The 14,250-nt window shown below is 42.8% G+C and carries 14 protein-coding genes and 1 rRNA gene; 13 read left to right on the forward strand and 2 right to left on the reverse strand.

From position 1 onward, the window contains the following. Positions 1-103: ribosomal RNA gene (rrf, locus tag ABD873_RS06060) — 5S ribosomal RNA — on the forward strand; the annotation flags it as partial. Positions 104-762: 659 nt separating this feature from the next. On the opposite strand, the gene ABD873_RS06065 is transcribed toward rrf, so the two are convergent. Continuing rightward, positions 763-2,886, reverse strand: coding sequence for a carboxy terminal-processing peptidase (locus ABD873_RS06065; protein WP_345066012.1), 2,124 nt, complete (start codon positions 2,884-2,886; stop codon positions 763-765). 141 nt (positions 2,887-3,027) lie between these two features. Beyond that, positions 3,028-4,065 (reverse strand): tetratricopeptide repeat protein, encoded by a 1,038-nt coding sequence (locus tag ABD873_RS06070; RefSeq protein ID WP_345066015.1) that lies wholly within the window; start codon positions 4,063-4,065, stop codon positions 3,028-3,030. A 122-nt stretch (positions 4,066-4,187) separates the two neighbouring features. Here ABD873_RS06070 and ABD873_RS06075 point away from each other — a divergent pair, with 122 nt between their 5' ends. The 12 genes from ABD873_RS06075 to ABD873_RS06130 all read left to right on the forward strand — a co-directional run bounded on the left by ABD873_RS06075 (position 4,188) and on the right by ABD873_RS06130 (position 14,218). Then, the gene (locus tag ABD873_RS06075; protein WP_345066021.1) at positions 4,188-5,468 is read left to right on the forward strand and encodes a replication-associated recombination protein A; all 1,281 of its coding nucleotides are present in this window, start codon (positions 4,188-4,190) and stop codon (positions 5,466-5,468) included. Positions 5,469-5,558: 90 nt separating this feature from the next. Continuing rightward, positions 5,559-6,095 carry a 3'-5' exonuclease gene (locus tag ABD873_RS06080; RefSeq protein WP_345066024.1) on the forward strand — a complete coding sequence of 179 codons (537 nt, stop codon included), beginning with the start codon at positions 5,559-5,561 and terminating at the stop codon, positions 6,093-6,095. Positions 6,096-6,100: 5 nt separating this feature from the next. Continuing rightward, entirely contained in the window at positions 6,101-7,087 is a 987-nt protein-coding gene (locus tag ABD873_RS06085) for a mannose-1-phosphate guanylyltransferase (RefSeq protein WP_345066027.1), read from the forward strand. A gap of 27 nt (positions 7,088-7,114) precedes the next feature. Next, positions 7,115-7,630, forward strand: a complete 516-nt coding sequence (locus ABD873_RS06090) for an adenylyltransferase/cytidyltransferase family protein (RefSeq protein WP_231561209.1) — start codon at positions 7,115-7,117, stop codon at positions 7,628-7,630. A gap of 91 nt (positions 7,631-7,721) precedes the next feature. Beyond that, positions 7,722-8,231, forward strand: a complete 510-nt coding sequence (locus tag ABD873_RS06095) for a hypothetical protein (protein ID WP_039053388.1) — start codon at positions 7,722-7,724, stop codon at positions 8,229-8,231. 191 nt (positions 8,232-8,422) lie between these two features. After that, the gene (locus ABD873_RS06100; RefSeq protein ID WP_345066032.1) at positions 8,423-9,385 is read left to right on the forward strand and encodes a nucleotide sugar dehydrogenase; all 963 of its coding nucleotides are present in this window, start codon (positions 8,423-8,425) and stop codon (positions 9,383-9,385) included. Positions 9,386-9,428: 43 nt separating this feature from the next. Next, a complete protein-coding gene (locus ABD873_RS06105; RefSeq protein WP_345066035.1) occupies positions 9,429-9,713 on the forward strand; it encodes a UDP binding domain-containing protein in 285 nt (94 codons plus the stop codon). A 50-nt stretch (positions 9,714-9,763) separates the two neighbouring features. Further along, positions 9,764-10,816, forward strand: coding sequence for a dTDP-glucose 4,6-dehydratase (rfbB, locus tag ABD873_RS06110; RefSeq protein WP_345067381.1), 1,053 nt, complete (start codon positions 9,764-9,766; stop codon positions 10,814-10,816). Between the two features lie 2 nt (positions 10,817-10,818). Further along, on the forward strand, positions 10,819-11,352 hold the full coding sequence (gene rfbC / locus ABD873_RS06115) for a dTDP-4-dehydrorhamnose 3,5-epimerase (RefSeq protein WP_345066038.1): 534 nt from the start codon (positions 10,819-10,821) through the stop codon (positions 11,350-11,352). A 1-nt stretch (position 11,353) separates the two neighbouring features. After that, the gene (gene rfbD / locus ABD873_RS06120) at positions 11,354-12,232 is read left to right on the forward strand and encodes a dTDP-4-dehydrorhamnose reductase (protein WP_345066041.1); all 879 of its coding nucleotides are present in this window, start codon (positions 11,354-11,356) and stop codon (positions 12,230-12,232) included. 10 nt (positions 12,233-12,242) lie between these two features. After that, the gene (gene rfbA, locus ABD873_RS06125; protein WP_345066044.1) at positions 12,243-13,109 is read left to right on the forward strand and encodes a glucose-1-phosphate thymidylyltransferase RfbA; all 867 of its coding nucleotides are present in this window, start codon (positions 12,243-12,245) and stop codon (positions 13,107-13,109) included. Positions 13,110-13,249: 140 nt separating this feature from the next. Continuing rightward, a complete protein-coding gene (locus tag ABD873_RS06130) occupies positions 13,250-14,218 on the forward strand; it encodes an SDR family oxidoreductase (protein ID WP_345066046.1) in 969 nt (322 codons plus the stop codon). Positions 14,219-14,250 lie beyond the last annotated feature (32 nt).

Here is a 14,250-nt window from a genome sequence, read left to right on the forward strand (position 1 = left end):
TATATCGGCGGTGATCACCTCTTCCCATTCCGAACAGAGAAGTTAAGCCCGCCAGAGCCGATGGTACTGCCGTAACAGGTGGGAGAGTAGGTCGGTGCCTGCCCTTATTAAACAAGAAAAGCCTTATCCATATCGATAAGGCTTTTTTGTTTTACAACGCTTCCTAGATATATCCCATTATTTCCCTGCTTAACATATTGGGATTGTGCTTTTCTAACCTAAGAATTTAAACCTCCTTTATTTATCTTACTAAACATATGCTCTTGAATTTATCTTTATTTGAGATCGTGAAAGATTTTTCCTAATTCAAACAGTTCCGTTTAGCTTTAAACTATAATACACAGAGAATCAGAATCTATTAAATAGCTGAGTGTTGTCTGTCTTAGAGAGATAGTGCATTGAGGGGCACCTTGAATAGCGTATTCGGTTATAGGTGATTTTTTAGTTGTTTATATGCAATTTTATTGGATTGCTACTGAAAGGTATGGCAGGAATTTGTAAGTGAGGGGTAGTTAGGATAAGCAAGGCAGTACTTAACTTATTAACTATATCACGATAGGGCAGGGAGACTTATTGCATCGTACTGAACGTTTTATAAAGTGTCAACGAAGTAGCAAAAATTAAAGCGGATGTCTCCGGCAAGAGTTATTCCTTATGTTGTACTCTAAAACCATTGAAGAGAAGAATACGGAGAGTTAAGAACGATGTTAATAAAAAAGGGAACAGTAGACTGTTCCCTTTTTCTTGTTTATGTGTTAGAGATTATTTCTTGGCTAGAAGATTGACAAAATCTTTCACAATATTTAAACTTTCATCGAGGATAAAGTCGAACTCAACTTTTGGTTGAGGTTCGCCTTCTTTCCAAAGAGGCATATTGTGTAGTTCTAACAATCTGTTGATACGGTTTCTGTTTTTTGTTTTGTTATCTTCTCTTTCCTTTTTGAGCTGAGCTTCGCTAAGGCTTATTTCCGTAACCTCATTTTGCATTTTTTGGAATTCAGCGATATCTTCCAACAGGAATTTATATTCATCAGAATTTTTCATTCTAGCATCATGAAGTTCTTTCAGTTTGTTTTTGATGCTTGTTAGATCAGCGATCTTGCTGTAGTTTGTGGATTTGATTTGATCCCACGGTAGAGCCGCTGGTTCGGAGCTTTCTCCGTATTTATCGGCTGTAAACTGAGTAGGAAATTCTATGTCGGGATGTACACCTTTGTGTTGGGTGCTGCTTCCGTTTATTCTATAGAATTTGGCTATTGTCACGTTGATCTGTCCGAATTCGGGAGCGCCTACAGGGGTATCCTGGTCTTTTGTTGCTCCTGCGGCGCGTATTTTCAACTTGTCTGTAGGGCTGATAAAGCGGCCCATATCTACGGCAGACTGTACGGTTCCTTTGCCGTAGGAAGGAGATCCTAAGATTATGCCTCTACCATAGTCTTGGATTGCTCCGGCGAAGATTTCCGATGCTGATGCCGAGAAACGGTTTATTAACACTGCAAAAGGACCAGACCATTTCACGCTATTATCGCGGTCTTCATGCACTTCTACGTCATTGCGGACGCCTCGCACCTGCACTACCGGTCCTTTTTCGATAAAGAGTCCAGTAAGTTCTATAGCTTCTTGGAGAGAGCCACCGCCGTTGTTGCGTAAGTCTAATACTACAGCATCCACTTTTTCTTGGTTCAAAGTGTCCAAAATGCGGCTTACATCGCGTGTGGTACTCTTATAGTTAGGGTCTCCTCTTCTGTAACCTTCGAAGTCTATATAGAATTTAGGCAGTGTGATGACGCCGATACGATATGTTTTGCCGTCGTCCCCTTTTACGGTTTTAATGGTTTTCTTCGCTGATTCTTCTTCGATGATAATTTTTTCACGTGTAAGTTTTACGATTACGGGCTGTGCCGAGATGTCCTGTCCTGCAGGGAGGATTTTAAGACGTACTACCGTACCTTTAGGGCCTTTAATTTTTGCTACGGCAGCATCGAGGCGCCATCCTATGATATCTTCAAACTCGCCATCGCCTTGCGCTACTGCGATAATACGGTCGTCGATTTTCAGGGTTTTATCTTTGTAGGCAGGACCTCCGGCGATGATTTCTTTGATGGTCACCATGTCGTTCTCCAGCTGCAGACGGGCTCCTATGCCTTCCAATGTGTTGGACATATCTTCATTGAAGCGCTGTGCAAAGGCCGGATTATAATAGGTTGTATGAGGGTCTATGGCATCTGTATATGCCGCCATGATATATTGGAAAGCATCGTTGGAGTTGGTCTTTTTGACCTGCGACAGCAGGTTGCTGTAGCGTTTCTTCAACGTTTCCTTATGTTTGGCGCTCTCATCTTTTCCTTCGGCGGAGGTAAGTTTCAGACTTAACAGGTCGAATTTGATGCGTTTACGCCAGTGGTCTTTGAGCTCTTGGTCCGACTTGAACCAGTCCAGCTTATCTCTGAAGCTTACATATTTCTCTTCTTTAGAAAAGTCGTGGGCAGCGTCAATTTGCTTTAAAGCATATTCTAGGCATTCTATCGCTCTCTGATTGAATTTGTTGAAAATATAGAAAGCGCTAGACAGATCCCCTTTGGCCATATCTTGACTGATGTTGTTGCGGAACTGCGACATGTCGTCGATATCGGCCTGCGTAAAATAGTATTTCCCTTCATCTAATGACTTTATCAGATTGTCGAAAACAATTTGGGAGATGGAGTCGCTAGGAGCGACCTTCTTGTAACTGTAGTTTTGAAGTATGCTCACAACATCCTTCGCGATCACTTCATGTTGTTTCGACGGCTTGAGCGTAGTGGTATCTTCATCCAAGAGAACTCTTGGTTTGGAGCCACATGCCAACACCGTAACGAAAGCTAGTAAAACAAATAAATTTTTAAACATATTGATTGTGTTGTTAAGAAACATTCTTATATAGACCTCTTATTTTAATAAGCAGCTAAAAATAAGTAAAAATTATTCATAAATCATTATTTACAAGATATCAAATCTGGGTATTTTTTCAATCAGGATAATGTAACAATGTTAGCGGAAAAGGGCTGTGCGCAGTTTTTTGTACTCTGTGTACAGCGACTTGGCCTCCTCGTACTGACCCAAAGCTACTTTTGTGCGACCTAATTCCTCTACGATGGCTATTTTCAGATAGTTGTCTTGCAGTTCTTCCGTGAGTTGCAGGGCTACGGACAGCTCTTTTTCGGCCACGGCATAGTTTTTTTGCACGGATTTAGAATATCCGAGAAGATAATTTATGACGGCTAAGAGTTCTGCGCTTTTCAGTGTTGTAGCTTCTGTTTTTGCCTGTAGCAAAAACCACTGAGCCTCTGTATGTTTGTTCTGTAGGTGATAAATGTTAGCCAGAGTAATCCAAGCTTGTATTTTACCTTTTTTGTCTTTGGTCTTATTGTATATAGGAAACACCTGTCGGATTATGGTATTTTCTGCCAGCGTATAAGCCTGTTTGTGTGCAGAGATGAGAGCTTCACGTGTTAGATGTTCGGCCTTTCTGTTATTGTCATTTTGAGAAGAGTAATAAGCGATAAGTTCGTTTTCCAAGGCTGATGCTTGCTCCAAAGCATCTTGCATGAGCAGTACGGCAGCTTTATTAGAGCGGATTAGCAGACGGTCGGAGGTGTGGTTACTCAACCAGCTATATCGGTCTGCCGAGTCCAGAAGGCGGGCAGCACTATCCAATTCTTTGGCGGCCAAAGCTTTATTTGCCAAGAGATTATAGAGGGCATAGAGAGCACCGTGGTCATGCAGCGTTTTTCTTTCCTCTATGAGTTTTGCGGGTGCAGCCAGTGCTACTTCGGCCTCTATAAGTTGGTGGTTAGATGTAAGATGAAATCCTTTTAGAAGGGCAGAAAACATAAGTCCCCGATTTATGGTGTCTTTGAAGGCCGCAATTTCGGTATAGGTATCTTTCATTTCTTCTTCCAAGGAGCGGGGCAAAGGCAGAATATATACTTTGGGTCCTATACCATTGAATTGCGGATCGTATTTGTTGACGAAGCCGTAAGGGTCCATGGTTTGCTGCCCGAAAAGATTCGCTGTTATTAAGAACATGTAAAAAAATGTTAAAATAAATTTCATTATATTATAAATATTTCATCAAATGTATAAAAAGAACTCAACTTTTGAGCCAAATCATTTGTGTAACTTTGTAACAACTTTAGAAGGATAAATTTATGGCCACACGGATACCATTAGCGGAAAGGTTGCGTCCACGCACGATCAAGGAATATGTGGGTCAGCGTCATTTGCTGGGCGAGGGAGCGGTGCTGTATAATGCCATACAGCGCAAGAATGTTCCTTCTATGATATTGTGGGGACCGCCGGGGGTGGGTAAGACGAGCTTAGCCTATCTTATCGCGAAGGAGTTGGGCCGTCCTTTTTTCAGTCTGAGTGCCATCAAGTCAGGAGTCAAGGAGGTTCGCGAGGTTATAGATAAGGCTGAACAGCTGCAACAGTTCAATGGGGAGCAGCCTATACTTTTTATTGACGAGATCCACCGCTTTTCAAAAAGCCAGCAGGACTCGTTGCTAGGAGCGGTAGAGCGGGGATTAGTGACACTCATCGGTGCTACTACAGAAAATCCTTCTTTTGAGGTTATCTCGGCTTTGCTCAGCCGTTGTCAGGTATATGTGCTTGAGACGTTGGACAAGGATGACCTTATAGGCTTGATAAATCGGGCTATCCGTGAGGACGACTTTCTCAAGAATGATAATATAGACATCAAGGAATACGATGCGTTGTTACGCATCTCGGGAGGTGATGCGCGTAAGCTGTTGAATGTGTTGGAGCTGGTGGTGGATGCTGCTGTCCCTTACAATATAGCCATTACGAACGACTTTGTGCTGCGTCAGGTACAGCAGAATATGGCGCGCTATGACAAGACGGGCGAGCAGCATTACGACATTGTTTCGGCCTTCATCAAATCTATCCGTGGGTCGGACCCCAATGCCGCAGTATATTGGCTTGCCCGCATGATTGAGGGGGGGGAGGATCCTTCTTTTATAGCGCGAAGGCTTCTCATTCTGGCTTCAGAAGATATAGGCAATGCGAATCCCAACGCTTTGCTGTTGGCCAACACCTGCTTTCAGGCTGTCAACGTCATTGGCTGGCCCGAATCCAGAATCATTTTGTCGCAGACGGTAACCTATTTAGCCTCTTCGGCCAAGAGCAATGCAGCCTATGAGGCCATCAATAAGGCACAGGCGCTGGTAAAGGAGACGGGAGATCTTCCTGTGCCGCTGCATCTGCGCAATGCGCCGACGAAGCTGATGAAGGAGTTAAACTACGGTACAGACTATAAATATGCCCATGCCTATCCGGGAAACTTTGTTGAGCAGGAGTTTATGCCCGAAAGCCTTAGTGGGTTGAAGCTGTATGATCCCGGCAAAAATGCGTCAGAAGATAAGCTCAGAGCTGCTTTGCGCGAAAGATGGAAAGACAAGTATCGATACTAGGATTGTCATATATCGATAAAACTTTACATCCTTAAAAAAGTTCGGACGTGAAGGATTTGCTTTATGATTTATTCCTTTTAATTTTGTCTAATGCATACATTTACAGCGATTGATTTTGAATTAGCTACCTCAGAGTATAATAGTGTATGCGCTGTAGGGCTGGTGAGTGTGGTTAACGGCAAAATTGTAAATGAGTTTTATAGTTTGGTGCAGCCGCCAAACAACAAGTATATGTGGCAGACCACCAGAGTGCATGGCATTAAGGCCAAGGATACGATGCATGCACCCACCTTTGGGGAGTTGTTTCCGGAGATTCTGCCTTTGCTGTATGGTCAGCTTATGGTGGCACACAATGAGGAGTTGGACCGCAAGGTGCTGAAAAGGACTATGCAGCATTATGGGTTGGTGTACGAAGATTTGGGATTGCCGGAGACGTGGGAATGTACGAGCAAAATTTACAAGCAACAAGGTTTTGAGAAGACCAAGCTGAGCTTGGTGTGTGATATTATGGGAGTGGAGTTGGACCCGCATGATGCACTTTCCGATGCTAGGGCCAGTGCATTGTTATATATGAAAAAAGATTTGGCCAAGAAGGCTTTAGAACAGAATCAAATAGTAATAAAATAGTTAATATGTCAAAAATCGTTAATGTCGTTTTGTCGGGAGGTGTAGGGTCCAGGTTGTGGCCATTGTCGAGAAAGTCGAGACCTAAGCAATATATTCCGCTATTTGATAACAAATCCTTATTTGAGCTTACGGTATTGCGCAATCAGCCAATAGTAGATAAGATGTTGATGGTGGGCAGTGTGCAGAATGTAGACTTGGCGAAGGCCTTTTTGCCGGCCGGTTCATCTACTATTGTAGAGGCGACACCACGCAATACGGCGGCGGCCATAGCTTTTGCTGCCATGGCCTGTGAACCGGATGACATTTTGATTGTTACTCCTTCGGACCATCTGATAGAAAATCGGGAGGAATACGAGAAAGTGCTGCAGGAAGGGGTAAAGGTTGCCGAGCAAGGCTATCTAGTTACTTTCGGTATCCGTCCTACCAAACCGGAGACAGGATACGGCTATATAGAATATGAGGGCAATGACGTATTGTCGTTTCGTGAGAAGCCTAATTTGGATACAGCCAAAGAGTTTCTGAAGAAAGGAAACTTCCTATGGAATTCGGGTATTTTCTGTTTTAAGGCTTCGATTTATTTGGAGGAGCTATTCCGTTTTGAGCCTAAGGTGTACCGAGCGGCGAAGGAAGCTTTTGAAGGGGCGGAAAACGGCGTCTTGCCGCTGGAAGTATCGTTAAAAATTCCTTCAAAGAGTATAGACTATGCCGTGATGGAGCGCAGTGAGCGTCTTAAGGTCCTTCCTTCGAATTTTGTATGGTCCGATATGGGGTCGTTTGATTCTATGTACGATTATCTAAAGACGAAGGGACATGCTGTTGACGGTCACGGAAATATGGCCATAGGTACAGACCGTCAGGTGTCGTTCTTGGGGGTTGAAAATACCATTTTGGTATATACAGAAGATGCAATATTAGTAGTTGAAAAGAGTGCTTCTCAGGATGTGAAGCACTTGTATGAAGAGCTTGAGGCTGCTAATTCACCTTTATTATAAATTCTCTATTAACTAATTGCCTGAAATATGGAAGAATCAGAAAATATGAAAGAAACAAAAAACGAAGAACTGAAGCAGGAGGAGCCAAAGCCTCGAAAGGATTATAATCCGGGGCCGCGTGTAGGTATAACATTCTCTACTTTTGATTTATTGCATGCCGGTCATATCATGATGCTGGAAGAGGCTAAGAGACAATGCGATTATCTCATTTGTGGTTTGCAGATAGATCCTACTTTGGACCGGCCGGAGAAAAATGCACCTACTCAGACGGTGGTAGAAAGATACATCCAGTTGAGAGGCTGTAAATATGTAGATGAGATTGTACCTTACTCTACGGAGCAAGACTTGGAAGATATCTTGCGTTCGTTCAAAATTGACGTCCGTATTGTGGGTGAAGAGTATAAAGACCGTGACTTTACGGGTAGAAAATACTGTGAAGAGAAAGGCATTGAGCTTTACTTCAACAGTCGTGATCATCGCTTCTCCAGCTCAGGCTTACGCAAGATTGTAGCTCAGAAGGAAGCCGAGAAAATGAAGAAGTAAAGAAATAACTACAAAATAAGACAAAAAAACCGGGGTTTTGATGACCCCGGTTTTTTTATTGGGCATCTTTGTATAAAATAATTTATGACCTATGAATGTGTATGTTATAATATTGGTTGCAGGAATTTTAACCTTAGGAGTATTTATCCTATCTGAAATAAAGAAACGCAAAGTGTTTGATGATTTTATCAAACTAAATGTTTCTTGTCAATTTCCTGAGATTTCTGTTTCGAGCAGATCGGCACGTTTTGGAATGATTGTTTTGGATCTACTATCGGTAGAGGGAGATTTCAAGACTTTGCATATAGATAGTGTAAGAGTAAACACACCGAAGCTGAAGGTTCGTTCTCATGGCAGAATAAGTGCTAAAGCACCAGTGGAGCCACATACCGCGTTTTCTGTAGGTGTACGTGGGGATCGCGAGGTGTTGAGAAAAGACCTGAAACGTGTACGTGTATTTATTGAAGGCGAGCTCATTACGGCTTCTAACAAAAGAGTGAAATTTAAGAAAGCATTGCCTTTGACGCAGGAGGTAATTGAAATGCCTAAGCCAAATATTTTTGAGCTAGCGCCTTATGCGTTGAGAAAAAGTGTGGTATAGTAGAAATATCTCTAAGCTGTTGTACAGGTAGATTTACATTTACTCTCTTGTCTTCAAAAAATTTAAATCTACTAATTCAGGAGAATAAAGCCGTTTCATTGTATATGAGACGGCTTTATTATTGCAGGAAATTTAGTCAATATGAGGAAAATAAATGTATTTTTGTTCATTGTGTTTCATTACTTTAAAGTATGAATAAGATTGCTGTGGTCGGTCAGGGATATGTGGGTCTTCCTTTAGCTGTTGCGTTTGCTAGACATTTTCCTGTAATAGGCTATGATACTAATATTAAGCGAGTTCAAGAGATCCAATCTGGATATGATAGGACGCAAGAGGTTTCAAAAGAGACTTTGGTGGGGGTTATGCGTATATCTGATGATACAGCACATGAGAAGGGATATATCATTACCTCAGATTCGGAGAGAATAGCCCTAGCGAACATATATATTATCACTGTTCCTACACCTATTGATCAGTTTAATGCTCCCGACCTGTCGTATTTGCTTGCAGCCTCAAAGACTGTGGGTGAAGTGCTGAAAAAGGGAGATACGGTCATTTATGAATCTACCGTTTATCCGGGTTGTACGGAAGAAGACTGTATTCCGGTTTTAGAGAAATATTCAGGTTTAAAGCTCAATAAAGATTTTTATGTAGGCTATTCTCCGGAAAGAATTAATCCTGGAGATAAGATACATACATTAGAAAATGTGGTAAAGGTTACTTCTGGTTCTACACCGGAGGCGGCAGTATTTATTGATAATCTTTATCGTGTCATCATAAAAGCCGGTACATATAAGGCGGAATCTATCCGAGTAGCGGAGGCAGCCAAAGTTATAGAGAATGCACAACGGGATCTTAATATATCCTTTGTGAATGAGCTGGCCTTGATTTTTGATAAGATGGGTTTGGAAACTTCGGAAGTATTGAATGCTGCAGCAACAAAATATAACTTTCTAAAATATAAACCCGGACTGGTAGGAGGACATTGTATTTCTGTAGATCCTTATTATTTGACTTATAAAGCGACAAAGTTGGGGTATGTTCCTGAGGTGATTCTGTCCGGCAGAAGAGTGAATAACAAAATGGGAGCCTTTGTTGCCTCGAAAACCATAAAAACTGATGTTGCAAAAAGGGATTTCTGTCAAAGGAGCTAAAATTCTTATTTTAGGATTTTCATTTAAAGAAAACTGTCCTGATGTGAGGAATACGAGCGTCATCAATATTTACAAGGAACTATTGGAATACGAGACGCAGCCTGCTATCTGTGATCCATGGGTAGATAAGAAAGAGGTGGAAGATTACTATGGAGTACATTTGTTGGATATAGAGCGTATTTATGAAGACAAGTACGATGCCATTATTGCGGCTGTTGCACATGACTGTTTTAAAGATTTAGAGCTACAAAAACTTCAGTCTGATAATTGTGTGATTTTTGATTGTAAATCCATTTGGAATAAAGAAGTTTCAGATACAAGGTTGTAAACTTCAATGCTTGACGTCTGAAATTGAAATTATATCATTTCATGAATAACATGAGTAAAACCATCATTATAACAGGAGGAGCCGGCTTTATAGGTTCGCATGTTGTCCGGGAATTTGTCAATAAATATCCGGACTATCATATTATCAATCTGGATGCTTTGACTTATGCCGGCAATCTTGAAAATCTGAAGGATATAGAAAATAAGCCCAATTATACGTTTGTAAAGGCAGATATTCGGGATGCGGAAAGGGTAAATGTTATTTTTGACACGTACAAGCCGGACGGGGTAATCCATCTTGCTGCCGAGTCACATGTGGACCGTTCTATTGCGGATCCTACGGCTTTTGTGATGACGAATGTCGTAGGTACGGTCAATCTGCTGAATGCGGCACGCCGCGTGTGGGAGGGGCATTACGAGGGCAAGAAGTTCCATCATGTTTCTACGGATGAGGTATATGGCACTTTGGGAGCGGAAGGTCTTTTCACGGAAGAGACGGCCTACGATCCACATTCTCCTTATTCGGCGTCGAAAGCATCTTCCGACCATTTTGTTCGGGCGTATCATGACACCTATGGATTGCCTACTGTTATTACCAACTGTTCGAACAATTATGGTCCTAACCATTTTCCGGAGAAGCTTATCCCGCTATGTATCAATAATATTCTAAATAGCAGGCCGCTACCTATCTATGGGGATGGCAGCAACACAAGAGACTGGCTGTTTGTCATTGACCATGCCCGTGCTATAGACTTGGTGTTCCATCATGGAAAGGTTGGGGAGTCTTACAATGTGGGTGGTTTTAACGAGTGGAAGAATATAGATTTGGTACGTGAGATATGTCGCCAGATGGATGAGAAGTTGGGCAGGCCGCAAGGTACGGCGGAGCAGCTTATCACTTTCGTGAAGGATAGGCCGGGGCACGACTTACGTTATGCCATCGACGCCACCAAGATCAACAAGGAATTGGGCTATAAGCCGTCGGTGACTTTTGAACAAGGATTGTCCATCACGATAGACTGGTTTTTGAACAATAAGGAATGGTTGGAAAACGTTACTTCCGGAGAATATCAGAAGTACTACGAAAATCAATACAATAAGTAAGCATGAAAGCACAGGAAACGAAGCTGCAGGGCTGTTTTATCTTGGAGCCTACGGTATTTGAAGATGAGCGCGGATATTTTTTCGAGGTGTTTAATGAGAAGAAATTTGCCGAGTTGGTGGGTTATGTTCCTTCTTTCGTGCAGGACAATGAGTCGCGGTCGACCTATGGCGTAGTGCGGGGGCTTCATCAACAGCGGGGGGAGCACGCTCAAGCCAAGCTGGTACGTGTGATACAGGGAAGAGTGTTGGATGTTGCCGTGGATGTCAGGGAAGGCTCTCCTACATACGGTCAATATGTTTCCGTGGAGCTCTCCGAAGATAACAAAAGACAGCTGTTCATTCCTCGCGGCTTTTTACATGGCTTTGCGGTATTGTCCGAGACGGCCATTTTCTCCTACAAATGCGATAATTTCTATAATAAAGAATCCGAGGATGGGGTCTTTCCGTTGGATGAAACCTTAAATATCGACTGGCAGATTCCGCGTGAGAAGATGATTTTGTCTGAAAAAGATAAAAATGCCCGTAAATTCAGATAGCATGATGAACAGGCAGCGAATAGTGATTACGGGAGCCAGTGGGCAGCTGGGGTCCGAGCTGAAAGATCTTTTGTCAGGAGAGCCGTTGTGGGATTGTGTTTTTTTAGGCCGGCAGCAGCTGCCGTTGGAACAGACGGAAGCTATTGAAGGGCTGTTGTCCGGCTATGCACCGGATATCCTCATTCATGCCGGAGCTTATACTGCTGTGGACAAGGCTGAGGAAGAAGCGGATCTGGCCGACAAGGTCAACCATCTGGCTTGTGCAGAAATTGCCCGCTATTGCCGGCATCACCAGGTAAAGCTTATTGCTATCTCCACCGACTATGTTTTTGATGGACTTTCGGAGGAGCCACTCAATGAGGAGGCACCAACACGGCCTATAAACCGCTATGGTATCACGAAGCTGGAGGGGGAGAAAGCCATTCAGAAGATATGTCCTGACGCCATCATTATCCGTACATCGTGGGTGTATTCCTCGTATGGGCGCAATTTTGTGAAGACCATGCTTCGGCTGATGGATGAAAGGGAAGAGATAAGTGTGGTAAACGATCAGGTGGGTTCTCCTACCTATGCTGCCGACCTGGCGACAGCGATAAGGGATATCCTCAAGGCAGAGAGATGGGTGCCGGGAGTCTATCATTATTCGAATGAGGGACAGCTTTCTTGGTACGATTTTGCCGTAGCCATCAAAGAGCTAGCAGGAAAATCTTGTGTGGTAAGACCTATCTCTTCGGAAGAATTTCCTACTATGGCGAAGCGGCCGAAGTATTCGCTTTTGGATAAAGCAAAAATTAAGCAGACGTTTGGGCTAGAAGTTCCGTATTGGAAGGATAGTCTGCAGAGTATGTTGGCAAAGATTAACTCACAAAACAGTAAATAATAAAAAAGATATGAAAGGAATCATATTGGCCGGAGGATCGGGGACGCGTTTGCATCCTCTGACATTGGCGGTATCGAAACAGTTGATGCCGGTGTACGACAAGCCTATGATATATTATCCTTTATCCACGCTGATGTTGGCCGGAATCCGGGAGATACTCATCATTTCAACGCCTCAAGATTTACCTCATTTCCAAAGACTGTTAGGTGACGGCTCTTCGTTGGGCTGCCACTTTGAATATAAGGAACAGCCTTCGCCGGACGGCTTGGCACAAGCTTTCATTTTGGGCGAGGAATTTATCGGGAAAGATAAGGTGGCTCTGATTCTGGGCGACAATATTTTTTATGGGTCAGGGATGTCCAAGAAGTTGCAGGCCTGTGCTGATCCAGATGGCGGCATTGTTTTTGCTTATGCTGTTACCGATCCTGAACGTTATGGTGTTGTGGAGTTTGACGAAGAGAGGAAGGTTTTGTCTATTGAGGAGAAACCTCAGCATCCTAAGTCCAACTATGCCGTTCCGGGACTTTATTTTTACGACAATGAGGTGGTGGAGATTGCCAAAAGCATAAAGCCTTCGGCACGAGGGGAGCTGGAAATCACAGACGTGAATAATACCTATCTGCAGAAAGGAAAGCTAAGGGTGCAGGTCTTTGACCGAGGGACAGCCTGGTTGGATACGGGGACCATACAGTCGTTGATGCAGGCAGGTCAGTTTGTGCAGGTGATCGAAGAACGTCAGGGACTCAAAATCGGTGCTATAGAAGAAGTAGCTTACCGTATGGGCTATATTGATAAAGAGCAGCTATTAAAGCTGGCTGAACCTCTACGCAAAAGCGGGTATGGAGAGTATCTGCGGCGGGTGGTGACGATATATTAGCAAGTATATAAATTAATGTGTAGAAATAAAACTTTTTTGATATCTTTTTGCAGCGCTAATTTTAGCGCTATCTTACATCTATCTATCTGTGAAATAATAAAACCTAAACAATATTCACATAAGGTATTACTTAAGAAAAAATGAAAAAAATATTAATAACCGGAGGAGCTGGATTTATTGGGTCCAATTTAACGGAGTATTTCTTAAATAAGGGTTATAAGGTCGTTGTTCTTGATAATTTTGCTACGGGGTTTCGTCATAATATAGAGCAACATTTCGATAATCCTAATTTTACTTTAATAGAAGGAGATATCCGTAATACGGAAGATTGTGTAAAGGCCGTTCAAGGTGTGGAATATGTATTGCATCAGGCGGCATTGGGTTCGGTTCCTCGCTCCATAAAGGATCCTCAGACTTCCAATGAGGTGAATGTTTCCGGTTTTTTAAATATGTTGGTAGCGGCTAGGGATGCAGGGGTAAAACGTTTTATTTATGCTGCTTCCTCTTCTACGTATGGTGATTCGGAGTCTCTGCCTAAGGTAGAGGATAAGATTGGAAAGCCCTTATCGCCATATGCTATTACCAAATATGTGAATGAGTTATATGCCGATATATTTTCCAAAATCTATGGGATAGAAACCATAGGTCTTCGCTATTTCAATGTTTTTGGCCGTCGCCAAGACCCTAATGGGGCATACGCTGCGGTAATTCCTTTGTTTGTGAAGAAATTGATGAATCATGAGAGTCCGGTAATCAATGGTGCCGGCGATTATTCGCGTGATTTTACGTATATAGATAATGTCATCCAGATGAATGAGCTGGCGATGACTACCACCAATGCGGAGGCGGTCAATACCGTCTACAATACAGCAGTGGGAGACCGTACTACCTTGAATCAGCTGGTAGGCTATCTGAAGGAATTTTTGTCGGAATATGATCCGGAGATAGCAAAGGTAGAAGTGATTCATGGCCCTAACCGTCAAGGTGATATTCCGCATTCTTTAGCTTCTATTGACAAGGCTAAGCGTTTGTTGGGTTATCAACCTACTCATGCTATCCGTGACGGTCTGAAAGAGGCTGTGAAGTGGTATTGGGAAAATTTGAAATAATAATATTTTTAACTAAAAGCAAGAAAAAGAAT

The organism is Sphingobacterium thermophilum (genome assembly GCF_039541675.1).
GTDB lineage: Bacteria > Bacteroidota > Bacteroidia > Sphingobacteriales > Sphingobacteriaceae > Sphingobacterium > Sphingobacterium thermophilum.